Source organism: Pseudomonas shirazensis, assembly GCF_050496565.1.
GTDB lineage: Bacteria > Pseudomonadota > Gammaproteobacteria > Pseudomonadales > Pseudomonadaceae > Aquipseudomonas > Aquipseudomonas shirazensis_A.
In genome coordinates this window covers 321,127-344,936 of the sequence record NZ_JBNWAE010000001.1, presented here as the reverse complement: position 1 = coordinate 344,936, position 23,810 = coordinate 321,127, and the positions used below count along the sequence as shown (strand labels likewise).

The window sequence follows — 23,810 nt, the reverse complement described above, 5'->3', positions numbered from 1 at the left end:
GCCCCGGGTGTCATTGCTCGTTGATTGGCAGCTCCGGCAGAGACGCTTGCGGCGCCCGGGTGCCGATGCTCACCGCGACCTTGCGGGTCAGATCAAGCTGTTGCTGCAGGGCTGCGCGTGCGCTCTGCACGGTGACTGCGCTCAACTGCGTTTGGTAGTTGATCAAGTGCTCGGGTGGGAGGCCCTGCTGGCAAGTGATGCTGAGCAGCTCGACCAGTTCCTGATTGGTGGCCACCGCCCGCACCAACTGGCCAGAGCGCTGCTGTCGGGCCAGTGCCAATTCGGCTTCGCTGGGGCCTTGCTCGACCAGCGCCTCGAGCATCTGCGCGACCAGTGTCTGCGTCGCTTTGGTGTATTGCGCTGCGCAGTCCCAGTCGATGCTCAGGACGCCACCCGCCTTTAGTGGCGAGACACGTGAGCGGATGTCATAGGTCAACCCGCGGCGCTGTCGCAGCTCATGCATCAAACGTGAGTCGAAGCCGGCCCCGAGTGCGTCGACCGCCAGCATCAGCGCCGGAAAATCAGCGTGCAATGGCTGCCCGCTCATGGGGACTGCGAGCAGCAAGGTATTGCTCGCGCCGTCGGCATCGGTATGCACCGTGGCCGGGCTGTTCAGCGGCGCAGGCGCCAGCTCGGCCGCGGCCCAGCCCTGCGGCAGGGCCTGCGCGAGGGCCTCGACCAGCGCCTCGGCGTCTGCCCGCGACAGATCGCCAACTATCGAAACCTGCAGGTTGTTGGCGGTGTAGGCACGTCGGTGAAACGCTTGCAGGTCTTCACGGCTGATGGCCTCGATACCTGCTGCGTTGCCACCCATGGGTGTGCCGTAGGGGTGGCCAGCGTAGAGCTGGGCAAACGCCTCGGCCCGCGCCCGGTGTGCACGCGACTGCAGCCGTGAGGCCTGGAAAGCCAGCAGTTGCTGCTTGACCTTGGCCAGTTGCGGCGCGCCAAAGCCAGGTCGTGCAACCATCTCGGTAAACAGTGCCATGGCCGGTTCAAGCACCGCCGCGCTGCTCAGGCTGCGCAGTGACAGTGAGGCATGTTCAAGGCGTATCTGTGCATCGGTGACAGCGCCCAGCTGTTCGATCTGTTCGGCAAACGCGTTGGCGTCGCGCTGCTCGGTGCCTTCATCGAGCATGTACAGGGTCAGGGCGGCCAGGCCGCTGTGCTCGGCGTCCAGGCTGGTGCCGGCATTGAAGCGCAGGACCACATCGACCATCGGCAATTGGCGCGATTCGACGAAGCGTACCTGCGTACCGTGATCGGTCTGCCAGGCCTGCACGTTGGTGCGGACTTGCTCCAGCTGATTCAGGTCGATGCCTCGCGCACTGATCAGGCTTGCGGTGATCGAGTCAGTCATGAGTGGTGTCCCCTGCCAGCATGTAGGTAATGCTCAGCCGTTCGCGAGTGAGGTAGGTGGATGCTGCATGGCGTATATCTTCAGCGCTGACCTGTTCGACAGCATGCTGCTCACGGTCGAGAAATGTAGGGTCCAGGCCACTGGCGGCGAACCTGCCGATGACATCCGCCTGCTCACTGATCCGATCTCGATCGAACACCAGACTGGCCAGCAGGCGCGCCTTGGCCCGCTTCAGCTCGACCTCGCTTGGCGCGCTTTGGGCAAGCGCCTGCAACTCGGCCCAGACCGCTTCCCCGGCTTGCTCCGGAGTGCCTTGTGCGGGGTTGCTGAACATATAGAACGACAACAGGCTGTCGCCGCGCATGACGTGCTCGTAACTGGCGCGCATGGCCTGAAGCAACTGCCTGCCGTTGATCAGTCGCTGATACAGCCGCGAGCTGGCGCCGTTCATCATCAAGCCAGGGATAAGGCGCAGGGCGCAGCTGTGCAGTTCGTCAGCAGCGGTTGCCTGGCTTGGGGTGTTGAAGCTCATGATCAACCCCGGTCGCATGCCTGGCAGCGCGACAGTCTGGCTGCGTGGTGCCAGCTCGGCAGGCGCCAAGGGCCTTTCGATGGCCGGCAAGCTGCTCCAGGCGATGCTGGCGAAATGGCGTTCGACGTATGCCCGCAGCCGCAGCAGATCGATATCGCCTACTACTACCAACGTGGCGTTGTTGGGTTGATACCAGCGCAGATACCAGTCACGCGCCGCCTCGGCAGTGAGCGCTGTCAGATCTGCTGGAATGCCGATGATGGGCGCGGCGTAGGGGCTGCTGCCGTGGGCCATTCGGGTGTGGCGTTCGAGGGCAATATCCAGTGGGGTCTGGTCATCGCTGATGCGGCGCTCCGCCAGCACCACCTGCAGCTCGCGGTTGAACGTCTCGCTGTCGAAATGAGCGGTTTCCATGGCATCAGCCATGGCTTCGAGCACGATCTCCAGGCGGCTGGCCGGCAGCGTCACGGGAAAGTACGTGGCGTCTTCCGAGGTGAAGGCATTGGGCTCGCCGCCGAGCAGGGTGATCAGCTTGGAGTAATGGCCCTGGGCAAGTTTGCTGCTGCCGGCGAACATCAAATGCTCAAGCAGGTGCGACAGCCCGGAGTTGCCGAGCGGCTCGTAACTTGAACCCACGTGGTACCAGAGCTGCGCGCTGACCAACGGCGCCCGGTGATCTTCACGTAGATAAACGGTGAGGCCGTTGTCGAGGGTAAATCCCTGCAAGGGGGACGGCGAGGTCGCCGCGGTGGACGGTAGTGGGGGCGAGGTCATGATCGCAAGTGCTCCTGTTCGGCGTTATGCCGCAGCAGCTTCGATCAAGCGGGGAGCCCACCTGCGTTACTTAGTTACTTAGTTACTTAGTTACTTGGGTTACGCAGGTGTGGAAGGCACTGTCAGCCGCGTTGCCACAGGGCGTAATGCACCTGACCGGCTTTCTTCTCACGGTGCAGGCGCCAGCTGGCTGGCATCTGCAGCGACGACGGCGGTGCTTCGCTTTCGGTGTAGATCCAGGCCCGCTCGCGCAGCCACTGACGTTCTTCGAGCAGGCTGCAGGCGTTGGCCAGCAGGTCCTGATTGAACGGCGGATCGAGGAAGACCACGTCGAACTGCTTTTTCGCTTCGCCATCCAGATAACGCAGGGCGTCGGTTTGAAGGATCTGCCCGCGGGCGCAGCGCAGCAGCTCGAGGTTGTCCTTGAGGTTGCTGACGGCGGCGCCGTTGTTGTCCAGCGCCACGGCATTTTCGGCGCCGCGCGACAGGGCTTCGAGCACCAGCGCACCGCTGCCGGTGAAGGCATCGAGCACCTGCGCCCCTTCGATGTAGGGCGCGAGCCAGTTGAACACGGTTTCGCGCACGCGATCAGGGGTTGGCCGCAGGCCAGGGCCGTCCGGCACCGGCAGGCGACGGCTGCGCCACTCGCCAGCGATGATGCGCAGGTGACCCTGGCCTTGGCTCACGCCGGGTTTGGCGCGAGCGGGGGTGGATGGCTTGGCCATTAATGCTCCGGTACGCCAAGCGGCTGCTCGGCGGGTTTGTCAGTAGGCGGCGGCAGCGGTTGCTGCGCGACTTTCGGGCCGACCGTGACGATCACCAGTTTGTCCGCTGCCAGGTGCTTGTTCATGGCGGCCTTGACCTGCTCGACGGTGAGGCTCTGCGACTGCTGCATGAAGTCTTCGAGCCAGGTCAGAGGCAGGTTGTAGAAGCCGATTGCGCCCAACTGGCCAACGATGCTGGCGTTGCTGGCATTGGACAGCGGGAAGCTGCCGGCCAGTTCGCGCTTGGCATCGTCCAGCTCTTGCTGGGTCGGGCCGCTCTTGAGGTAGTCGGCAAGGATATCCTGAACCAGCTTGAGTGTCCCTTCGCTGAGTTCGGCGCGGGTCTGCAGGTTGATCATGAACGGACCGCGGACCTGCATCGGGCTGAACACCGAGTACACCCCGTAGGTCAGGCCGCGCTTCTCGCGCACTTCGCTCATCAGTCGTGTGCCAAAGGCGCCGCCACCGAGGATCTGGTTGCCTAGCGACAGGGCTGGCCAGTCCTTGTCCTGACGGTCGATACCGAGCTCGGCGAGCATCAGGTGGGTCTGCTTGGACGGGAAGTCGATGTGGGTCAGGCCTGCTTTCGGTTCGCTCGGCTCGGCCGGTTTGGCCAGCGCCGGGCCTTGCGGCAGGGCGGCGGAAACCTGCGCGGCAATCGCTTCGGCATCACTGCGGCTGAGGTCGCCGACCAGCGCGATCACAGCGTTTTTCGAAGTGTAGGCCTTGGCGTGGAACGCTCGCAGTTGCTCCAGGGTAATCGCCGGGATGCTCTGCGCGGTGCCGTCACTTGGCTGGGCATACGGGTGATCGCCATACAAGTTGGCGAACAGCGCCTTGCCGCCGATCTTGGCCGGGTTCTGCTTCTCGTATTCAAAACCGGCCAGCAGCTGGTTCTGGATGCGTTTGAGGGCGTCGGCGGGGAAGGTCGGCTTGCCGACCACTTCGGCAAACAGCTTCAGGGCCGGCTCGCGCTTGTCGCTGGCGCTGAGGCTGCGCAGAGTCGCTACCGCCATGTCGCGGTAGGAGCCATTGCCAAAGTCGGCGCCCAGGCCTTCGAAGCCTTCAGCGATTGCAGTGACGTCCTTGCCGGCGACGCCTTCGTTGAGCATGGCGTTGGTCAGCGTGGCCAGGCCGGCGACGTTACCGTCCTGGCTGCTGCCAGCGGCAAAGGTCACGCGCAGGTCGAACATCGGCAGCTCGCGGGCTTCGACGAACAGCACACGGGCGCCTTCGGCGGTGTTCCAGCTCTGGATGTTCAGTTCACGCCGGCTCGGCGCCTTGCCGTCCAGTTCGGCCAGCGACTGCAGGGTATTGGCCGGGCGCGCGGCAGTGCTGGCGGGCTTGGTATCGGTAGTGGTTGCGGTAGCGGCATCGGACTGCGCCGGGCGGGTCAGCATGATGGTGCCGGCGACTGCCAGGGCAACCGCGCCGAGACCGATCAGGGCGTAGCGTGGAAGGCGGCGATCACTCATGAGCGGACTCCTCGGGCAGTACATGGGCAACGCTCAGGCGTTCGCGGGTGAAATAGGTGCGGGCGGCGTCCTGGATGTCCTGCGGGGTCACTTGCTTGAGCTCGTCCAGTTCGCTGTCGATCAGCTTCCAGGACAGGCCGACGGTTTCCAGCTGGCCGATGGTGGTGGCCTGGCTGCTGATCGAGTCACGGTCATACACCAGCCCGGCGATGACCTGGGCGCGCACACGCTCGAGCTCTTCGGCGGTTGGCGGGGTGGTCTTGAGTTCGTCGAGCAGTTGCCAGATGCCTTTTTCGACATCAGCCAGGGTCTTGTGCTTTTGCACATTCGGCGTGGCCGAGATCAGGAACAGGCTGTCACCGCGGGTAAACGCGTCGTAACCGGACGACGCGCCGGCGACCAGCTCCTGGCCACGCTCAAGCCGCGCTGGCATGCGCGCACTGTAGCCGCCGTCAAGCAGCGCCGAGATCAGCCGCAGGGCATGCACGGTGCGTGGCTCCTTGGCGGTGGCCAGGCCCGGCACGTTGAAGCCGTAGATCAGGCTCGGCAACTGTGTGCGCACGTGCAGGGTCAACTGGCGCAGGCCGGGCTCGGCCAGCTCCAGTGGCAACTTGGACGGCGGCACGGCGCGTTTCGGGATGGCGCCGAAGTACTTCTGCGCAAGGCCTTTGACTTCATCGACGGTAACGTCGCCGACCACCACCAGGGTGGCGTTGTTCGGCGCGTACCAGGACTCGTACCAGTGACGCAGCTCCTCGACCTTCATCCGCTCAAGGTCAGCCATCCAGCCGATGGTCGGCGTGTGGTAGCCGCTGGCGGGGTAGGCCATGGCGCTGAACAGCTCGAACGCCTTGGCGTTGGGCTGATCATCGGTGCGCAGGCGGCGTTCTTCCTTGATCACTTCGATTTCGCGGCTGAACTCGTCGGCCGGCAGGCGCAGGCTGGCCAGGCGGTCGGCTTCGAGCTCGAACGCGACCGGCAGGCGATCGCGCGCCAGTACCTGGTAATAAGCGGTGTAGTCGTCGCTGGTGAAGGCGTTTTCTTCAGCGCCGAGGTCGCGCAGGATCCGCGAAGCTTCGCCCGGGCCGAGTTTGGCGCTGCCTTTGAACATCATGTGCTCGAGCGCATGGGACAACCCGGTCTGGCCCGGCGTCTCGTAGCTGGAGCCGACCTTGTACCAGATCTGCGAGACCACCACGGGGGCGCGGTGGTCCTCGCGCACGACCACTTTGAGGCCGTTGTCGAGGATGAATTCGTGGGTCGGTTGCGGATCGGCGGCAAAGGCTGCCAGGGGCAGGCAGAGCGTGCTGAGCAGCAGGCCAGCAGCGCGGCGGGCTAGAGCATTCATACGATGATTAACCTGTACGGCGGCCCGCTTCGGTTTAGCGTCAGCAGGCCAGGAGGTGCTAGGATACTGATCCGGTTGCCTGGCGACCATGCCTGTCGCCGTTCTGGCCCACAGGACCCTACGACAAAACGTTGCGCATGAACCAGCCGGATTCAAGATAGTCTGTTCTGCGTGATAGAGAATTCCAGATGCGCCACTAATGGCTCATCGCGACTTGAGATAGCCGTCCTCCATGTTTGGTTCCAACGACGACAAGAAAGCGCCGGCCGAGGCTGGTGAGAAAAAAGGCCTGTTCGGCTGGTTCCGCAAGAAACCACAGCAAGCTGTCGCCGAACAGCCGCAAACCCCTGAAACCCAGGTTATAGAGCCTGTTGCACCCGTCGAGCAGGCTGCTCCGGTTGCGCCAGCGGCGCTGGCCGAGCTTGAACCTGTGCTGCGTGAAGCGGCGCCGGTGATCGCGCCGCAGCCGGTTGTCGAGGCTGCGCCTGAACCTGAGCCGCTTGTGCCAGCGCCCGTGGCTGAAACCGCACCGCCGGTCAGCAATCTGGTACTGCCGGTGGCCGAGGAACCGGTTGCGCTGGTGCCGGACCTGGAGCCAGTGGCGCCACCGGTCATTCCTGAGCGGCCGCTGGTCGAGCCGATAGCTGTTGAAGTGGTTGCCGAGCCTGAAGTGGTTGCTGAGGCTCCTGTACTCGAGCCAACGCCAGAACCAGAACCAGAGCCACAAGCTCCGGTAATTGCTGCCGCGCCAGTCGTCGAGCCTGAGCCGGCTGTTGTCGCCGCCGCCGCTGTGCCTGCCGTCGTCGAGCCAGCCGCAGCTCCTGCAGTTGCCAGCGAGCCTGCCAAGGCCGGGTTCTTCGCCCGCCTCAAGCAAGGCCTGTCCAAGACCAGCGCCAGCATCGGCGAAGGCATGGCCAGCCTGTTCCTGGGCAAGAAGATCATCGACGATGATCTGCTCGAAGAAATCGAAACCCGCCTTTTGACCGCCGACGTCGGCGTCGAAGCCACGTCGGTGATCGTGCAGAATCTGACGCAGAAGGTCGCGCGCAAGCAGTTGGCCGACGCCGACGCGCTGTACAAGTCGTTGCAGGACGAGCTGACCGCGCTGCTGCGCCCGGTCGAGCAGCCCTTGCACATCGACACCAAGCACAAGCCTTACGTGATCCTCGTGGTTGGCGTTAACGGCGCCGGCAAGACCACTACCATCGGCAAGCTGGCCAAGAAGCTCCAGCTCGATGGCAAGAAGGTCATGCTGGCCGCCGGCGACACCTTCCGCGCCGCTGCGGTCGAGCAGTTGCAGGTCTGGGGCGAGCGTAACCAGATCCCGGTCATCGCCCAGCACACCGGCGCCGACTCGGCGTCGGTGATCTTCGATGCCGTGCAGGCCGCCAAGGCTCGTGGTGCCGATGTGCTGATCGCCGACACTGCTGGCCGCCTGCACACTAAAGACAACCTGATGGAAGAGTTGAAGAAGGTCCGTCGGGTGATCGCCAAGCTGGATGCCGACGCACCCCACGAAGTGCTGCTGGTGCTGGATGCCGGCACCGGTCAGAACGCCATCAGCCAGGCCAAGTACTTCCACCAGAGCGTCGAGCTGACCGGCCTGGCCTTGACCAAGCTGGACGGCACCGCCAAAGGCGGGGTGATCTTCGCCCTGGCCAAGCAGTTCAAGCTGCCGATCCGCTTCATTGGCGTGGGTGAAGGTATCGATGACCTGCGCACCTTCGAGGCCGAGCCGTTCGTCAAAGCCCTGTTCAACGAGCGGGAGCCTTCATGATTCGATTCGAACAGGTCGCCAAGCGCTACCCCAACGGCCACGTCGGCCTGCACGAGCTGAGTTTCCGCGCCCGTCGCGGCGAGTTCCTGTTCGTTACCGGCCACTCCGGCGCCGGCAAGAGCACCTTGCTGCGCCTGTTGCTGGCCATGGAGCGCCCGACCAGCGGCAAGTTGTTGCTGGCGGGGCAAGACCTCGGCCAGATCAGCAACGCGCAGATCCCGTTCTTGCGTCGGCAGATCGGCGTGGTGTTCCAGAATCATCAGCTGCTGTTCGATCGTACCGTGTTCAACAACATCGCCTTGCCGTTGCAGATTCTCGGGCTGTCCAAGCCGGAGATCGCCAAGCGTGTTGATTCGGCGCTGGAGCGCGTGGCACTGAGCGACAAGGGCGATCTGTTCCCGGCGGACCTGTCCACCGGCCAGCAACAGCGCGTCGGTATTGCCCGTGCCATCGTTCACCAGCCCGCTTTGCTGCTGGCTGACGAACCCACCGGTAACCTCGACCCGCGCCTGGCGGCCGAGATCATGGGCGTGTTCGAGGACATCAATCGTCTCGGCACCACCGTTCTGATTGCCAGTCACGACCTGGCTCTGATCGCCCGCATGCGCCACCGCATGCTGACCCTGCAACGCGGCCGACTGATCGGCGATGGCGAGGCTGGCCAATGAGCACTACCCGCACCCCCAAGGTTTCCGAGCGCGTTGCGCCCAAGCCCGCTGACCCGCAACCAGGCAAGAAACGCGGCGGCAGCGACGACGACGGCCCGGACTTCCGCACCCTGTTCCACGCCTGGCTGGAAAGCCACCGCGCCAGCCTGCTCGACAGCCTGCGCCGGTTGGCCAAGCAGCCGATCGGCAGCTTCTTCACCTGCCTGGTGATGGCCGTGGCCCTGAGCATGCCCATGGGCCTGTCGCTGTTGCTGAAGAACATCGAACAACTGGGCGGCTCGTGGCAGCGTGCTGCGCAGATTTCGCTGTACCTCAAGCTCGATGCGGGCAGCAAGGAAGGCGAGGCGTTGCGCGATGAAATCAAAGGCATGCCTGGCGTAGCCGATGCCCAGTTCGTCAGCCGCGAAGAGGCGCTCGAAGAGTTCCAGCAGCAGTCGGGCCTTGGCCAGGCGCTGCGCGAGCTGCCGGACAACCCCTTGCCAGGCGTGGTTGTGGTTACCCCAACCGAAGTCGACAAACCGGCCCTGGAAGCCTTGCGCCAGCGCCTTGCCGAGTTGCCGCGGGTGGATGTGGCGCAGCTGGACCTGGTCTGGGTCGAGCGCTTGGCGGCCATCCTCAAGCTGGGCGACCGTTTCGTCTTTGGCCTGGCCGTGATGCTGGTTTCGGCTTTGTTGTTAGTAATCGGCAACACAATTCGTCTACATATCGAGAACCGCCGCGTCGAGATCGAGGTGATCAAGCTGGTCGGTGGTACCGACAGCTATGTACGCCGGCCGTTTCTGTATATGGGCGCGCTGTACGGGCTGGGCGCCGGACTGCTGGCGTGGGCGATTCTGGCGTTTGGCCTGAACTGGCTCAACGACGCGGTGATCGGCCTGTCCGGGCTGTATGGCAGTGACTTTGCGCTGGCCGGCGTGCCGGCTGCCGACGGTCTGTCGCTCTTGATTGGTGCGGTATTGTTAGGGTATATCGGTGCATGGATTGCGGTGGCCCGCCACTTGAATGAGCTGGCCCCACGATAATGTTTTTGCGCCATCATTGACGTAAACGGGAACTTGGACGACAGTTTCCGGTCTGTTATGGCAGTGCTCACAAGGCACGAATCCAGTGAGTCGGAGGTTCTTGAATGACCACTTCGTTGCAACCTGCCTATGCGTTGGTCCCCGGTGCAAACCTGGAAGCCTACGTACATACGGTGAACAGCATTCCCCTGCTGACGCCCGAGCAGGAGCGTGAACTGGGCGAACGTCTTTTTTACGAGCAGGATGTTGAGGCTGCTCGGCAAATGGTTATGGCCCACCTGCGCTTCGTCGTGCACATCGCACGCAGCTATGCAGGGTATGGCCTGGCGCAAGCCGACCTGATCCAGGAAGGTAACGTCGGCCTGATGAAGGCTGTCAAACGCTTCAACCCGGAAATGGGCGTACGTCTGGTGTCCTTCGCGGTGCACTGGATCAAGGCCGAGATCCATGAGTTCATCCTGCGCAACTGGCGCATCGTCAAGGTCGCGACCACCAAGGCCCAGCGCAAGCTGTTCTTCAACCTGCGCAGCCAGAAGAAACGTCTGGCCTGGCTGAACAACGATGAAGTGCATCGTGTGGCCGAGAGCCTGGGCGTCGAGCCGCGTGAAGTGCGCGAGATGGAAAGCCGCCTCAGCGGCCATGACATGGCCTTCGATCCTGCTGCTGAAGCGGATGACGACAGCGCGTTCCAATCGCCGGCGCATTACCTTGAAGATCACCGCTACGACCCGGCGATGCAGCTTGAGGACGCTGACTGGAGCGACAACTCCACCAGCAACCTGCACCAGGCCCTGAGCGGCCTGGACGATCGCAGCCGTGACATTCTCTATCAGCGCTGGTTGGCTGAAGAGAAGGCCACATTGCATGAGCTGGCCGAGAAGTACAGCGTATCGGCTGAGCGTATTCGTCAGCTCGAGAAGAATGCGATGAACAAGGTCAAGGCACTGATCGCAGCCTGATCGCTCGCAGCAATGAAAAAACCGCCTGGCCCGGAAGGGGCAGGCGGTTTTTTTGTGGCCGCTGAACGCCGGCGGCTAATTCACTGGCTGCGACCGGCCTCAAGCTGGCGCAGGTATTCGGCGCCACCCAGCTGGCTCATCTGTCGGCGAATCCAGCCTGCGCGGCTGGCCACGTAAGTGCTAGGCCGGCCGGCGTTCCACTTCAACGGGCTGGGCAGCACCGCTGCGAGCTGCGCGGCCTGCTGGCGGGTCAAGCGGCTGGCATCGATGCCAAAGTGATAGCGCGCTGCGGCCTGGGCGCCAAATACCCCGGGGCCCCATTCGACGCTGTTCAGGTACACCTCAAGGATCCGCTCCTTGGACCAGAACAACTCGATCAAGGCCGTGAACCAGGCTTCCAGGCCTTTGCGGAACCAGCTGCGGCCCGACCACAGGAACAGGTTCTTGGCCACCTGCTGGGTCAAGGTGCTCGCTCCGCGGATATTGCCACCGCGCTCGTTATGGGCAAATGCGGCCTGAATCGCCGGGATGTCAAAGCCCCAGTGGCTGGCAAATTTCTGGTCTTCACCGGCGATCACCGCGACCTTGAGGTCATCGGATATGTCCTGCCAAGGCTGCCAGTCGCGCTGCAGGTCTATCGGCTCGCCGCTGAACCACGACTGCACCTTGCGCTCGACCATCAGCGCCGTGCCCGGTGGCGGCACCCAGCGCAGGGCCAGAACCAGCACAATACTGCCGGCGGCAAACCAGAGCAGGGCGCGTACGCAGCGACGGATCAGGGATGACAGCATGGCGATGGCTTGGCCGGACCGATGGAACCGGCCATTATACAGACCCCTCTCGAGGAGTCCTCCCCATGCTTCGCAGCTTCCTTATGCTAGCCGCTTTTTTTGCCTTCACCGGTGTCGCCCTCGGTGCGTTTGCCGCACACGGCCTGAAAAACCGCCTGACTGCCGACTACCTGGCGATCTTCCATACCGGCGTGACCTATCAGCTGGTGCATGCCTTGGCGCTGTTTGGCGTTGCCCTGCTGGCTGCGCATTTGCCAGGGCGGCTGGTCGGCTGGGCCGGTTGTCTGTTCGCCGTGGGCATCGTGCTGTTCTCCGGTAGCCTTTACCTGCTGACCCTGACCGGGGTGAGCAAGCTGGGCATGATCACCCCCATCGGCGGCCTGTGCTTCCTCGCCGGCTGGCTGTGCCTGGGCCTGGCAGCGTGGCGGCTGGGCTGACCGGCTGGTCCACAATCGCGACTAATGGCGCCTGTCGCCCTTGGGTTCAGGGGTTGATCGGGGCTAGAATGCGGGCCCCAAAGAACAACGGTGGCCGTGTGCATGCGCATTCAATTGAACGGTGAACCCTACGAAGTGCCTGCCGGCGAGAACGTTGCCGGCTTGCTCGCGCGGCTTGAGCTGACCGGGCGCCGGGTGGCGGTCGAGCTCAACCTCGATATCGTGCCGCGCAGCCAGCACGACAGCACGCTGCTAAACGAAGGTGATCAACTCGAAGTTGTTCACGCCATCGGCGGCGGCTAGTCGACTGACGTTCACCTGCAAGTCCCGCAACCTTTCCAGAGGAACAACGATGAGCAATGTTCGTAGCGACAAGCCCTTCATCCTGGCCGGGCGCACATTCCAGTCGCGCCTGCTGGTTGGCACCGGCAAGTACCGTGACATGGAAGAAACCCGCCTGGCCATCGAAGCCTCGGGTGCCGAGATCGTCACCGTCGCCGTGCGCCGCACCAACCTGGGCCAGATCCCGGGCGAGCCGAACCTGCTCGACGTGCTGCCACCTGACCGCTACACCATCCTGCCCAACACCGCTGGCTGCTACGACGCAATCGAAGCCGTGCGGACCTGCCGCCTGGCCCGTGAGCTGCTCGATGGCCACAACCTGGTCAAGCTGGAAGTGCTAGCCGATCAGAAGACCCTGTTCCCCAACGTGATCGAAACCCTCAAGGCCGCTGAAGTGCTGGTCAAGGAAGGTTTCGACGTGATGGTCTACACCAGTGATGACCCGATCATCGCGCGTCAGCTGGCAGAGATCGGCTGCATCGCGGTGATGCCGCTGGCGGGCCTGATCGGTACCGGCCTGGGCATCTGCAACCCGTACAACCTGCAGATCATCCTTGAAGAATCCAAGGTGCCGGTGCTGGTCGATGCCGGCGTCGGTACTGCTTCCGATGCCACCATCGCCATGGAAATGGGCTGCGAAGCGGTGCTGATGAACTCGGCCATCGCCCACGCCCAGCAACCGGTGCTGATGGCCGAAGCCATGAAATACGCTATCAATGCGGGTCGTCTGGCCTACCTGGCCGGGCGTATGCCGAAAAAACTGTATGCCAGCGCCTCGTCGCCGCTGGATGGTCTGATCAAGTAAGAGTTTCTGATGACTGAATCGCAAGATACGCCGATCCCCGCTGACGGCGAAGAGCGCCCACACCGCCGCATCAAGAGCTTCGTGATGCGCGCAGGGCGCATGACCGAAGGCCAGCAACGTGGTCTTGATCAGGGCGCGCCCCTGTTCGTGCTGCCGCTGGCCGACAGCCCGGTCGATTACGACCAGGTATTCGGCCGCTCGGCGCCGCGTACCCTGGAAATCGGCTTTGGCATGGGTCACTCGCTGCTGGAGATGGCGGCTGCTGCCCCGGAGCAGGACTTCATCGGCGTTGAAGTGCACCGCCCGGGTGTTGGCGCGCTGCTCAATGGCGTGCTGACCCAGGGGCTGCAGAACCTGCGGGTGTACGACTGCGATGCGATCGAAGTGCTCAACCGCTGTGTCGCGGATAACAGCCTTGATCGCTTGATGCTGTTCTTCCCGGACCCGTGGCACAAGGCGCGTCACCACAAGCGCCGCATCGTCCAGCTGGAGTTCGCCGAACTGGTGCGCAGCAAGCTCAAGCCAGGTGGCGTGTTCCATATGGCCACCGACTGGGAACCGTATGCCGAGTACATGCTGGAAGTGATGAGCGCCGCGCCGGGCTATCGCAACCAAGCCGAGGATGGCACCTATGTACCGCGCCCGGCAGAGCGGCCGATCACCAAGTTCGAACGCCGTGGTGAACGGCTTGGGCATGGGGTTTGGGATTTGAAGTTTGTGAAAGTCGACTGATACCGTGGTGGCTGGATTGGGGCTGCTGCGCAGCCCTTTCGCGACACAAGGCCGCTCCTACAGAGGACCGCGTCGTCTGGTGTAGGAGCGGCCTTGTGTCGCGAAAGGGGCGCAAAGCGCCCCCAATACACGGTCTAGGCATCAACCACGCCGATCAGCCACCACCCCAATCAACACCAACACCACCAGCAACACCGGCGCCAGCGCGTAGTTGTTGAACTGGCTGAGTCCCTTGATCACCCACGGCGTGGCATAGATCAACGCCGCACCGCTGCCCACCATCACCAGCAAGGCCATGAACGGTATGCGCAACGCGCCGGCCAGGCCGCCCAGACGCTGGTCTACCCACCCCTTGATATCTGTGCCGAACAGCACCAGCAGGCAGCCTACCAACGCCAGCGAAATCTCCGACAGGTTGCTGCGGCTCCAGCGCGACACGGTCGCAAGCAGGTCAAGTACCAGGTCCATGGGTCATCCTTAGGTCAAGAAATACTGCAGCAGGTCATTGAGGAACAACTGGCCGCGCGGTGTGGCTGCCAGCCGATCCGGTTCGACCTGCAAAAGGCCCTTTTGTTCGGCCAGGCGCCGGGCTTCGGCCAGCTGCGCCAGCGGCAAGCCAGTGCGGCGGTGGAACAACTCAGCCTCGACCCCATCCGTCAGGCGCAGCGCATTCATCAAAAACTCGAACGGCAGCTCATCGACTGGCAGCAGCTTCTCCCCAGCCTTGTAAGGCTTGGCCGGGTTCAGGTAATCCTTGGGCAGGCGCGTCTTCCAGGTGCGCAGGATGCGCCCGTCGGCGAACGACAGCTTGCCGTGGGCGCCGGCGCCAATGCCTATGAAGTCGCCGAAGCGCCAGTAATTGAGGTTGTGCCGGGCGGCGCGATCGGCCTGGGCATAGGCCGACACCTCGTACTGATGGAAACCATTGTTGGCCAGCAGCAACTGCCCGGCTTCCTGGATATCCCAGAGAATGTCGTCTTCAGGCAGCTCGGGCGGCTGGTTCCAGAACACCGTGTTCGGCTCGACGGTGAGCTGATACCAGGACAGGTGCGTCGGGCCCAGGTCGATTGCCTGCTGCAGGTCGCCCAGAGCGTCCTCCAGCGACTGATCGGGCAGGCCGTGCATCAGGTCCATGTTGAAGTTGTCAAAACCCGCTGCGCGCGCCATATCGGCCGCGCGGATCGCCTCGTCGCCGTTATGAATGCGGCCAAGCTTCTCCAGCTTGGCCGGTTGGAAGCTCTGCACGCCGATCGACAGGCGATTGATGCCGGTCTGGCGGTAAGCCTTGAACTTGTCCTGCTCGAAGGTACCCGGGTTGGCCTCCAGGGTTATCTCGATATCGGCGGCAAACGCGATGCGCTGTTCAACCCCGCGCAGCAGGCGGTCCAGCGCAGCGGCGCTGAACAGGCTTGGCGTGCCACCGCCAAAGAAGATCGTGCTGATGGTGCGGCCCTGTACGGCAGGCAGCTCTTGTTCAAGGTCGGCCAACAAGGCGTCGACGTAGGCTTCTTCAGGCAGATCGGGGCCGGCCTGATGCGAGTTGAAGTCGCAGTAGGGGCACTTGCGCACGCACCAGGGGATATGGACGTACAGCGACAGCGGGGGCAGCTCCGGCAACGCCAGGCGCGCGCCAGCGGCCCGCGGATGGAGCAGCTGGATCGACGGCTTGTCGGTCATGCCAGGCCCAGACGCTGACGCAGCAGGGCCATGGCGCGGGCGCGGTGGCTGAGCTGGTTCTTCTCCAGCGGCGCGAGCTCTGCGCTCGAGCAGTTGCGCTCGGGCACCCAGAACAGCGGGTCGTAGCCAAAGCCATGCTCGCCGCTGGCAGCACGCAGGATGCTGCCGTGCCAGAGGCCTTCGCAGAGGATCGGCAGCGGGTCATCAGCATGCCGTACCAACGCCAGCACACAGACGAACTGCGCACCGCGCTGCTCATCCGGCACGTCTTTCAGCGCGTCGAGCAGCTTGGCGTTGTTGGCGGCATCGCCCTTGCCGTCGGCATAGCGTGCCGAGTAGATGCCCGGCGCGCCGCCGAGAAAGTCCACCGCCAGGCCGGAGTCATCGGCCAGTGCTGGCAGGCCGGAAATGCGCGCCGCATTGCGCGCCTTGAGAATGGCGTTTTCGACGAACGACAGACCGGTTTCTTCCGGCTCGACCTGGCTGAATTCGCCGATCGAACGCAGCTGCACCGACTCGCCAAGCATGGCCTGGAGTTCCTTGAGCTTGCCAGCGTTATGGCTGGCCAATACGAGTTGCTGAAGATTGATCATTCGCCTGGGAACACTTCCTGGTTGAAGCTGAAAGAATGGCTGGCGCCGCCGCTGGCGACCGTGAGTTCGAAGATCAGCGTCTGCACCTGCTCGATCGGGAACTGGGCAAGGTAGCTGACGCCGTTGGGGTCGCTGACCTGGCGGAACGCCAGCGCGCTGCGGCGCCCGGTCAGGTCCTTGACGCTGCCGCTGACCATGGCCAGGTCCGGTTTGCCGCCCTTGAGCACCGAGACGGTCAGCACGCCCTGGTTCTTGCTGCGGATCAGGCCATTGGCGCTGGCAACCGCCGGCTGCAGCATGCTCGAAGTAAAGGCGCTGTAATGCACCGTGACATCACCGAACACTTCCTTGCGCTGGGCTTTGGCCGCATCGGCAGCCAGCACCGGCAAGGCCATGCACAGGCCGAGCAGTAATACAGCGAGTCGACGCATCGGGCGAATCCTCCGAGTTGTAACGGGTCAGACGGCGATCTGGTGTTCGCTCAGGCTTGGGCTGCTGAGGCGATAGATGCCGATCTCTCCCAACAGATTAGGCCAAACCCGGCCACCGATGCCATTGCGGTGCAGGCGGTCGACGGCCAGCCGGTCGAGGACCTTGGCATGGTGATCGACGCACAGCTGCTCGAAGTCGGCAAAGGTGCAGAAGTGGATGTTCGGCGTGTTGTACCAGGTGTACGGCATGAAGTCCGAAACCGGCATGCGGCCCTTGCTGGCCAGGTACCAACGGCAGCGCCAGTGGCCGAAGTTGGGGAAGGTGATGATGCACTCGCGGCCCACCCGCAGCATTTCAGCGAGGATCCGGTCAGGGTATTCGACCGCCTGCAGGGCCTGGGTCATGACTACCACGTCAAAGCTGTTGCTGGCAAAGTTGCCCAGGCCCTTGTCGAGGTCCTGCTCGATGACGTTGACGCCTTTAGCCACGCACGCGGCGATGTTATCGGCGTCGATCTCCAGGCCGTAGCCGGTGACTTGCTTGAGGTCGCGCAACGACGCCAGCAGCTCGCCGTTGCCGCAGCCCAGGTCGAGGACCCGGCTGCCGGCGGGGATCCAGTCTTGGATGATTTCCAGGTCGGCTCTCATGCGGTCCTCAGATGGCGATGCGGTTCATGTAGTTCGAGAAACCCAGCATGTAGCGAGGCGTTGGTATCAGGAAGGCGTCGTGGCCATACGGCGAGTCGATTTCCAGATAGCAGACGTTCTTGCGTGCGGCCATCAACGCATCGACGATTTCTCGCGAGCGGGCCGGCGAGAAACGCCAGTCGGTAGTGAACGAGATAACGCAGTAGTCTGCCGTGACCTTGCTCAAGGTTGCCGCCAGATCGCCGCCATGGGCGGCAGCCGGGTCGAAATAGTCGAGTGCCTTGGTCATCAACAGATAAGTGTTGGCATCAAAGCGGCCGGAGAACTCTTCACCCTGGTAGCGCAGGTAGCTTTCGACCTGGAACTCGACGCTGTGGAAGTCGTAGTTGAGCTTGTCGCTCTTGAGTTCGCGGCCGAATTTCTCGCCCATCGAGTCGTCCGACAGGTAAGTAATGTGGCCGACCATGCGCGCCAGCATCAGGCCGCGCTTGGGGATCACGCCCTGGTCCTGGAACGAGCCACCGTGAAACTCGGGGTCAGTGAGGATGGCCTGGCGTGCGACTTCGTTGAAGGCGATGTTCTGCGCCGACAGCTTGGGCGCGGAGGCGATATCGACGCAGTGACGGACGCGATCAGGGTAGGTGATGGTCCATTGCAGGGCCTGCATGCCACCGAGGCTGCCACCCACCACGGCGGCCCACTGGCTGATGCCGAGACGGTCGGCCAGGCGCACCTGGCTGTGTACCCAGTCTTCCACGGTGAGCACCGGGAAGTCGGCGCCGTAGGGCTTGCCGGTCAGCGGGTTGACGCTGCTCGGGCCGGTGCTGCCGTTGCAGCCGCCAAGGTTGTTCAGGCTGACCACGAAGAAGCGGTTGGTGTCGATCGGCTTGCCCGGGCCAATGCAGCTGTCCCACCAGCCGGGCTTGCGCTCGTCGGCACGGTGAAAGCCTGCGGCATGGTGATGGCCAGACAATGCATGGCAGATCAGCACAGCGTTGCTCGCGCTGCTGTTGAGCGTGCCATAGGTTTCATAGACCAGCTCATAGCTGGCCAGCGATCGGCCGCAGGCCAGCGCCAACGGTTCATCGAACCGGGCAGTCTGCGGTGTTACCAGACCGACGGAATCTTCGGGAAAGACAGTGGACATCGACCCTGCTCACGCTTGACGGAGGCGTAAGTCTAAAGAGCGCTACCCCCAGCGGCAAGCACAGGCTGCCGCTGGCGGTGCACCGGTCAGATCATTCGCCACAGCTCTTGCGGCATGCCGGCATAGGCTGCCAGTGGTGGCATCACGAACGACTGGATCACCTGGATCGCCAGGAAGGCAAAGATCGGCGAGATGTCCAGGCCGCCCAGGTTCGGTATCAGGCGGCGGAACGGCGCCAGCACGGGCTCGGCGATCTGGTAGGCGAGCTCGGCAGCCGGGTTGTGGCTGTTGGGCGCAACCCAGGAGACGATGACCATGACGATCATGGCGACCCAGAAGATCTTCAGGAACAGCGAGGTGACGCCAATGATCGCCCACATCAGCAGGTGCAGGATGTCACCGGCGGTGCCGTAGGTGATCATCAGCACAAAGGCCATCAGCAGCGCCTGAATCAGGATCGCCAGCAGCAGCGACGAGGTATCCAGGCCGAAGATGCTCGGTACGATACGCCGGATAGGCTTGAGCAGCGGTTGCGTGGCGCGCACCGCGAACTGGCTCAGCGGGTTGTAGAAGTCGGCCTTGACCAGTTGCAGCACAAAGCGCAGCAGAACGATCGCCAGATACAGGCTGACCAGGGTTTGCACCACGAAAATCGCGGCGCCAGACAGTGCATTCATCAACAGCTCCTTATTTGCCCAATTGTTCGGCGAGCTCGGCGGAGCGCGTTGCCGCGGCCTGCAGCGCCTGTTCGACGATGGCCTCGAAAGCATTGCCCTGGAACGACTTGATCGCCGCCTCGGTGGTACCGGCAGGCGAGGTGACCCGGCGGCGCAGCTCGGCGGCATCGACATCACTGGCGACTGCCATGTGCGCCGCGCCAAGGGCGGTTTGCAGGGTCAGCTGGGCAGCGGTTTCACGCGGCAGGCCGAGCTTTTCGCCGGCAGCGGTCATTGCTTCGATCAGCAGGAAGAAGTACGCCGGGCCACTGCCGGAGACTGCCGTTACGGCGTCCAGCTGCTGCTCGTGCTCCAGCCACAGCGCCGTGCCTACGGCCGACAGCAGTTCTTCGGCCTGCTGACGTTGCTCGGCAGACACCTGCTCGGTGGCGTACAGGCCGCTGACGCCTTGGCGCAGCAGGGCCGGGGTGTTGGGCATGCAACGGACCACAGGGCGCGGGCCGAGCCAGTCTTGCAGGCTGGCGCAGGTGATCCCGGCGGCGATGGAAACGATCAGTTGGCCGTCCTGCAGGTTGGCCTGCAGGCCTTGGCACACGCTTTTCATGACCTGCGGCTTGACCGCCAGAACGATCACGTCGGCGTCGGCGATTGCTTGAGCGTTGTCTTCGAACACCTCGATGGCGTGCTCGGCGCGAACCCGGTTGCGGGTCTCGGCGCCAGGGTCGCTGGCGCGAATCTGCGCAGCATCCAGACCCTGCGCACGCAGGCCGCCAATCAGGCTGGCGGCCATGTTGCCGGCGCCGATAAAGGCAATACGTGTCTTGCTCATGTCAGGTCCTTAGAAAAAAGTGAGTAAAGCATGGATTCAAGCCTGCCCGTAATCGCGGGCGCCGAACAGGGCGGTGCCAATACGCACCCAGGTCGCACCTTGGCTGATGGCGGCCTCGAGGTCATGGCTCATGCCCATCGACAAGGTATCCAGGCCAAGATTGAGGCTGGCCTGCAGCTCGCGCAGCCGCGCAAAGGCCGCCTCCTGCACCGCGCGCTCGTCGCTCGGCTCGGGGATGGCCATCAAGCCACGCAAACGCAGGCCCGGCAGTGCTGCTACCGCCGCGGCCAGTGCCGGCAGCTCAGCCGGGGTACAGCCCGACTTGCTGTCCTCGCCACTTACGTTGACCTGCAGGCAGATGTTCAGCGGTGGCAGTTCGGTCGGGCGTTGTTCGGACAGGCGCTGGGCGATCTTCAAGCGGTCTACCGAATGCACCCAGGCGAAATGCTCGGCAATCGCGCGGGTCTTGTTCGATTGAATGGGGCCGATGAAGTGCCAGGTCAAGGCCAGGTCAGTTAATTCATCTTGCTTGGCCAGGGCTTCCTGGAGGTAGTTCTCACCCACGTCGCGCACGCCGGCGGCATAGGCTTCACGCACCGCGGCGGCGGGTTTGGTCTTGCTCACGGCCAGCAACCTGATGCTGGCCGGGTCGCGGCCACAGGCCTGCGCTGCGCTGTCGATACGGGCGGCGAGGGCGCCGAGGTGGTCTGCTATGGTGGACATGGAAGAATGCCGGCGGCTCAGTGATCTGCGCCATTCTACCTGCTTGATAGCCTTTGGGGAGTCTCATGGACGTGACTGACCTGCTGGCCCAGGCCGCTGCTGCAGGGGCATCCGACCTGCATCTGGCCGAGGCCGAACCACCACTGCTACGCGTGGACGGCGAACTGCGCCGGCTCGATCTGCCACGGATGCCAGCCGGCCAACTTCAGCAAGGGCTGGCACCGCTGCTGGCTGAGCACCAGCTGCAGCAATGGCTGGCCGGTGCCGAGCTGGATCTGGCCGTGACCCTGAACCAGGGCCGCCGCTGCCGCATCAACCTGTTCCGCCAGCGTAACGGCCTAGCCGCCAGCCTGCGCTTGATCCCAAGCCATGTGCCAAGCATTGCCGAGCTTGGTCTGGAAGATGTATTGCAAGCTGTTGCCCAGTGCACTGATGGGCTGGTGCTGATCGGCGGGGCAACCGGTAGCGGCAAATCCAGCACCCTCGCCGCACTGGTCGACTGGCTCAACCGTGAGCGCTCGTTGCACATCATCACCCTGGAAGACCCGATCGAAGTTATCCACCGCAGCCAGCGCAGCCTGGTCACCCAGCGTGAGGTCGGCCAGCACAGCAGTGACTTTGCCCAAGGCCTGCGCAGCGCCCTGCGTCAGGACCCTGACGTGGTCGTGCTGGGTGAGCTGCGTGACCTTGAGTCGATCCGCCTGGCGCTGCGCGCGGCGCAGACCGGGCATCTGGTGCTGGCGACCGTGCACACGCGCTCGGCGGTGAGCAGCATCGACCGTATGGTGGAGGTGTTTGCCGCCGACGAGAAACCGCTGGTGCGCACTCTGCTGGCCGACTCGCTGCGGGTGGTGGTGGCGCAGGTGCTGGTCAAACGGCGCGGTGGCGGACGGGTTGCGGCGCGGGAAGTTCTGCTGGCGAACACGGCGGTGCGCAACCTGATCCGCGAGGGGCGGTTGGCGCAGATCTATTCACTGATGCAGGCGGGAGGTGCGGCGGGGATGAAGACCATGGACGCAGCTTTGCAACAGTTGCGCGCTGAAGGCGTGATCGAAACGGGGTAGCATCTGCACTGGCCTCATTGCGAGGCCAGCGCGCACCGGTCAGCGTTTGGCCAGGCTCAGCTGTTGCTCTTTCGGCAGGACCCGCTTGGCGACCACGTAGTGTTTCTGCCAGTAGGGCTTGCTCAGTTGGTCGATGCTGACCGACTTGCCACGACGCGGCGCATGGATGAAGCGATCGTTGCCCAGGTAAATGGCAACATGATTGACCCGGCGGCTCTTGATGTTGAAGAAGATCAGGTCGCCTGGCTTCAGATCGCCCTTGGCAACCTTGACGCCGTGACCCTGGGCCATGGCATTGGAGGTACGCGGTAAATCGACGTCTGCCACGTCGTTGAACGCATATTTCACCAGCCCGCTGCAGTCAAAGCCCTTGCCTGGCGTGCTGCCGCCCCAACGATAAGGGGTACCGAGCACATTCACCGCGCGGCTGAGCACGTTGCTGCTCTGCTTGGCGGACATTGCCACAGCCGGCAGAGCATTGGCAGCATTGCTTGGGCGGGCACGCAGATTGGCCGATTTGGCTGCTGCATGTTTGACCGGTGCATGCTTCACAGTGGCGTTGGTGGTGTAGCCCGTGAAGCCGTTGGGAAGTCGTTGCTCACGATTGGTGGCGTGGGCTGCCAGGGGTAATAAGAGGCAGAGGGTCAGCCATGTCTTGAATAAAGGCGGCATAGTTGAAGCTCTTGAAAGATGATTAGGTGATGACGCGCAACTTTATAACAGCTTTTTGCTCAAAAAATGATCCGTTGGTCGACTGGAAGGAACCATGCGTCGACTTCACATGAAAAAGTCACATTTATTCTGAGAATATTTTTGGCTAAGCCACGAGGGCTAGGAATGAATACTTATCAACAAGGGGCGCCTTATCACGACACCCACAGCAAGGTACTGGGCTACCTTTTGTGGATTTTCGGCTTTCTCGGTGCGCACCGTTTCTACTACGGCAAACCGATTACCGGGACCATCTGGTTCTTCACCCTGGGCCTGTTGGGCATTGGCTGGTTGATCGACCTGTTCCTGATCCCGGCGATGGACCGCGAGGCGGACATGCGCTTCCAATCCGGGCGAGTCAACTACAGTCTGGCGTGGGTGCTGCTGACCTTCCTCGGTCTGTTCGGCGTGCATCGGCTGTACATGGGTAAATGGATCACAGCGATCATCTACTTCTTTACCGGGGGCCTGTTCCTGCTTGGCATCCTTTACGACTTCTGGACGCTCAACCGGCAGATTTCCGATGTGAACAGCGGCCGGGTCTGATCACCGTCTGTAGGAGCGGCCTTGTGTCGCGAAAGGGCTGCGTAGCGGCCCCAGGATTTATGCTTCGCCGCATATATCGCCGGGCCAGCTTCGCTGGCCTTTCGCGACACAAGGCCGCTCCTACAGGGGCCGGCGCCGGGCAGGGTCGTTCCGTCAGGGGCCGGCGCCGGGCAGGGTCGTTCCGTCAGGGGCCGGCGCCGGGCAGGGTCGTTCCGTCAGGGGCCGGCGCCGGGCAGGGTCGTTCCGTCAGGGCCGGCGCCGGGCAGGGTCGTTCCCGTAGCGGGCAGGAGGCTATTGGCGGGTCTGTCGCTGTTGCAGCAGCAGATTGCTGAAGCCCGCGCCGGCCAGCTGCTTCTGGGCAACCGTGAGCTGTTCGCGGTTGCTGAATGGGCCGACCAGCACCCGGTACCAGGTCTCTTCCTTGACCGTGCCCGACTCGACCTTGACCACCTGGCCGAGCAGGATGATCTGCGCCCGCACCTTGTCGGCATCGGCTTCTTTGCGGAACGAACCGGCCTGGAGGAAGAACTGCGTCGTCGCCGCTGGCTTGATCACCGGCGGTGGCGGCGGTGGCGTCTGCCCGAGCAAGGCTGCCTGCGCGCGTGCCGTATCGATTTTCGCCGCCTCGGCCGGGGTCACCGGTTGCGCCGGCACCGGCGGGGTTTTCTCCGGCACGGCCTCTGGCGGCACGATCACTTCCGACTCTGGCAGCAAGGTGTAGAAGTCGTACTTCGGCTTGACCGGTGCTTGCGGCGTGGCCGCAGTAGTCTTGGCCGCTTCGGCAGTCCTGCCCGGTTTTTGCTGTTCCGGCTTGGCCCGCTTGATGTCGTCACCGCCAGGCTCGAGCTTCATCAGGAAGACAATGAACGCGCCAACCGTCAGGCCGACCGCCAGCCAGATCCAACCCGGGATCGGTTGTTTGGCAGGGGCCTGTTGGCGGCTGGCGCCGCGCTTGGGTGCAGGTTTTTTCTTGGCAGCCAA

General features: G+C 63.4%; 26 protein-coding genes and 1 pseudogene. 10 read left to right on the top strand and 17 right to left on the bottom strand.

The annotated features are described in order from the left end of the window. Window positions 1–10: 10 nt before the first annotated feature. From ACQZ2L_RS01470 to ACQZ2L_RS01450, 5 genes and pseudogenes are all read right to left on the bottom strand, one after another. Window positions 11–1,357: a M16 family metallopeptidase gene (locus ACQZ2L_RS01470; RefSeq protein ID WP_430324441.1), complete on the bottom strand. Its 1,347-nt coding sequence runs from the start codon at window positions 1,355–1,357 to the stop codon at window positions 11–13. After that, a complete protein-coding gene (locus ACQZ2L_RS01465) occupies window positions 1,350–2,663 on the bottom strand; it encodes a M16 family metallopeptidase (protein ID WP_430324440.1) in 1,314 nt (437 codons plus the stop codon). The genes ACQZ2L_RS01470 and ACQZ2L_RS01465 overlap by 8 nt, the downstream gene beginning before the upstream one ends. Before the next feature lie 122 nt (window positions 2,664–2,785). Beyond that, window positions 2,786–3,388, bottom strand: coding sequence for a 16S rRNA (guanine(966)-N(2))-methyltransferase RsmD (gene rsmD, locus ACQZ2L_RS01460; RefSeq protein ID WP_430324439.1), 603 nt, complete (start codon window positions 3,386–3,388; stop codon window positions 2,786–2,788). Continuing rightward, window positions 3,388–4,740, bottom strand: a pseudogene (locus ACQZ2L_RS01455) (M16 family metallopeptidase); the annotation flags it as partial. The gene rsmD and the pseudogene ACQZ2L_RS01455, both read right to left, overlap by 1 nt. A 154-nt stretch (window positions 4,741–4,894) precedes the next feature. Beyond that, on the bottom strand, window positions 4,895–6,250 hold the full coding sequence (locus ACQZ2L_RS01450; RefSeq protein WP_430324438.1) for a M16 family metallopeptidase: 1,356 nt from the start codon (window positions 6,248–6,250) through the stop codon (window positions 4,895–4,897). A 232-nt stretch (window positions 6,251–6,482) separates the two neighbouring features. Here ACQZ2L_RS01450 and ftsY point away from each other — a divergent pair, with 232 nt between their 5' ends. The 4 genes from ftsY (at window position 6,483) to rpoH (ending at window position 10,676) form a co-directional block, all read left to right on the top strand. Then, on the top strand, window positions 6,483–8,027 hold the full coding sequence (gene ftsY / locus ACQZ2L_RS01445) for a signal recognition particle-docking protein FtsY (RefSeq protein ID WP_430324437.1): 1,545 nt from the start codon (window positions 6,483–6,485) through the stop codon (window positions 8,025–8,027). Further along, a complete protein-coding gene (gene ftsE / locus ACQZ2L_RS01440; protein ID WP_101315453.1) occupies window positions 8,024–8,695 on the top strand; it encodes a cell division ATP-binding protein FtsE in 672 nt (223 codons plus the stop codon). The genes ftsY and ftsE overlap by 4 nt, the downstream gene beginning before the upstream one ends. Continuing rightward, complete coding sequence (gene ftsX, locus ACQZ2L_RS01435) at window positions 8,692–9,717, top strand: permease-like cell division protein FtsX (protein WP_430324436.1); 1,026 nt, start codon at window positions 8,692–8,694, stop codon at window positions 9,715–9,717. The genes ftsE and ftsX overlap by 4 nt, the downstream gene beginning before the upstream one ends. A 104-nt stretch (window positions 9,718–9,821) precedes the next feature. Next, a complete protein-coding gene (gene rpoH, locus ACQZ2L_RS01430; protein WP_101315457.1) occupies window positions 9,822–10,676 on the top strand; it encodes an RNA polymerase sigma factor RpoH in 855 nt (284 codons plus the stop codon). 80 nt (window positions 10,677–10,756) lie between these two features. Here the strand turns inward: rpoH and mtgA are convergent, their stop codons facing one another. Next, window positions 10,757–11,467 carry a monofunctional biosynthetic peptidoglycan transglycosylase gene (gene mtgA / locus ACQZ2L_RS01425; protein ID WP_430324435.1) on the bottom strand — a complete coding sequence of 237 codons (711 nt, stop codon included), beginning with the start codon at window positions 11,465–11,467 and terminating at the stop codon, window positions 10,757–10,759. Between the two features lie 65 nt (window positions 11,468–11,532). On the opposite strand from mtgA, the gene ACQZ2L_RS01420 reads away from it, so the two are divergent. The 4 genes from ACQZ2L_RS01420 to trmB all read left to right on the top strand — a co-directional run bounded on the left by ACQZ2L_RS01420 (window position 11,533) and on the right by trmB (window position 13,783). Further along, complete coding sequence (locus tag ACQZ2L_RS01420; RefSeq protein WP_101315461.1) at window positions 11,533–11,904, top strand: DUF423 domain-containing protein; 372 nt, start codon at window positions 11,533–11,535, stop codon at window positions 11,902–11,904. 102 nt (window positions 11,905–12,006) lie between these two features. Next, entirely contained in the window at window positions 12,007–12,207 is a 201-nt protein-coding gene (gene thiS / locus ACQZ2L_RS01415; protein ID WP_181088344.1) for a sulfur carrier protein ThiS, read from the top strand. A gap of 49 nt (window positions 12,208–12,256) precedes the next feature. Beyond that, entirely contained in the window at window positions 12,257–13,051 is a 795-nt protein-coding gene (locus tag ACQZ2L_RS01410) for a thiazole synthase (RefSeq protein WP_101315465.1), read from the top strand. A gap of 9 nt (window positions 13,052–13,060) precedes the next feature. Next, window positions 13,061–13,783: a tRNA (guanosine(46)-N7)-methyltransferase TrmB gene (gene trmB, locus ACQZ2L_RS01405; RefSeq protein ID WP_430324433.1), complete on the top strand. Its 723-nt coding sequence runs from the start codon at window positions 13,061–13,063 to the stop codon at window positions 13,781–13,783. A gap of 141 nt (window positions 13,784–13,924) precedes the next feature. On the opposite strand, the gene ACQZ2L_RS01400 is transcribed toward trmB, so the two are convergent. The 9 genes from ACQZ2L_RS01400 to ACQZ2L_RS01360 form a co-directional block, all read right to left on the bottom strand. Beyond that, the gene (locus ACQZ2L_RS01400; RefSeq protein WP_101315469.1) at window positions 13,925–14,251 is read right to left on the bottom strand and encodes a DUF3392 family protein; all 327 of its coding nucleotides are present in this window, start codon (window positions 14,249–14,251) and stop codon (window positions 13,925–13,927) included. Window positions 14,252–14,260: 9 nt separating this feature from the next. Beyond that, window positions 14,261–15,460 (bottom strand): radical SAM family heme chaperone HemW, encoded by a 1,200-nt coding sequence (gene hemW, locus ACQZ2L_RS01395; RefSeq protein WP_430324432.1) that lies wholly within the window; start codon window positions 15,458–15,460, stop codon window positions 14,261–14,263. Next, window positions 15,457–16,053 (bottom strand): RdgB/HAM1 family non-canonical purine NTP pyrophosphatase, encoded by a 597-nt coding sequence (gene rdgB / locus ACQZ2L_RS01390; RefSeq protein ID WP_430324431.1) that lies wholly within the window; start codon window positions 16,051–16,053, stop codon window positions 15,457–15,459. The genes hemW and rdgB overlap by 4 nt, the downstream gene beginning before the upstream one ends. Continuing rightward, a complete protein-coding gene (locus ACQZ2L_RS01385) occupies window positions 16,050–16,484 on the bottom strand; it encodes a DUF4426 domain-containing protein (protein ID WP_430324430.1) in 435 nt (144 codons plus the stop codon). The genes rdgB and ACQZ2L_RS01385 overlap by 4 nt, the downstream gene beginning before the upstream one ends. 27 nt (window positions 16,485–16,511) lie before the next feature. Beyond that, on the bottom strand, window positions 16,512–17,132 hold the full coding sequence (gene metW, locus ACQZ2L_RS01380) for a methionine biosynthesis protein MetW (RefSeq protein ID WP_101315477.1): 621 nt from the start codon (window positions 17,130–17,132) through the stop codon (window positions 16,512–16,514). A 7-nt stretch (window positions 17,133–17,139) separates the two neighbouring features. Continuing rightward, window positions 17,140–18,279 (bottom strand): homoserine O-succinyltransferase MetX, encoded by a 1,140-nt coding sequence (gene metX, locus ACQZ2L_RS01375; protein WP_430324429.1) that lies wholly within the window; start codon window positions 18,277–18,279, stop codon window positions 17,140–17,142. An 86-nt stretch (window positions 18,280–18,365) separates the two neighbouring features. Beyond that, window positions 18,366–18,956 carry a YggT family protein gene (locus ACQZ2L_RS01370; RefSeq protein ID WP_101315481.1) on the bottom strand — a complete coding sequence of 197 codons (591 nt, stop codon included), beginning with the start codon at window positions 18,954–18,956 and terminating at the stop codon, window positions 18,366–18,368. A gap of 10 nt (window positions 18,957–18,966) precedes the next feature. Then, the gene (gene proC / locus ACQZ2L_RS01365; protein WP_430324428.1) at window positions 18,967–19,785 is read right to left on the bottom strand and encodes a pyrroline-5-carboxylate reductase; all 819 of its coding nucleotides are present in this window, start codon (window positions 19,783–19,785) and stop codon (window positions 18,967–18,969) included. Between the two features lie 36 nt (window positions 19,786–19,821). Continuing rightward, window positions 19,822–20,508, bottom strand: a complete 687-nt coding sequence (locus ACQZ2L_RS01360; RefSeq protein WP_430324427.1) for a YggS family pyridoxal phosphate-dependent enzyme — start codon at window positions 20,506–20,508, stop codon at window positions 19,822–19,824. A gap of 65 nt (window positions 20,509–20,573) precedes the next feature. Here ACQZ2L_RS01360 and ACQZ2L_RS01355 point away from each other — a divergent pair, with 65 nt between their 5' ends. Next, the gene (locus tag ACQZ2L_RS01355; RefSeq protein ID WP_430324426.1) at window positions 20,574–21,572 is read left to right on the top strand and encodes a type IV pilus twitching motility protein PilT; all 999 of its coding nucleotides are present in this window, start codon (window positions 20,574–20,576) and stop codon (window positions 21,570–21,572) included. A 39-nt stretch (window positions 21,573–21,611) separates the two neighbouring features. Here the strand turns inward: ACQZ2L_RS01355 and ACQZ2L_RS01350 are convergent, their stop codons facing one another. Next, a complete protein-coding gene (locus ACQZ2L_RS01350; RefSeq protein ID WP_430324425.1) occupies window positions 21,612–22,244 on the bottom strand; it encodes a C40 family peptidase in 633 nt (210 codons plus the stop codon). Window positions 22,245–22,409: 165 nt separating this feature from the next. Here ACQZ2L_RS01350 and ACQZ2L_RS01345 point away from each other — a divergent pair, with 165 nt between their 5' ends. Then, window positions 22,410–22,829 (top strand): NINE protein, encoded by a 420-nt coding sequence (locus tag ACQZ2L_RS01345; protein WP_101315491.1) that lies wholly within the window; start codon window positions 22,410–22,412, stop codon window positions 22,827–22,829. A gap of 291 nt (window positions 22,830–23,120) precedes the next feature. Here the strand turns inward: ACQZ2L_RS01345 and ACQZ2L_RS01340 are convergent, their stop codons facing one another. Then, complete coding sequence (locus tag ACQZ2L_RS01340) at window positions 23,121–23,810, bottom strand: SPOR domain-containing protein (protein ID WP_430324424.1); 690 nt, start codon at window positions 23,808–23,810, stop codon at window positions 23,121–23,123.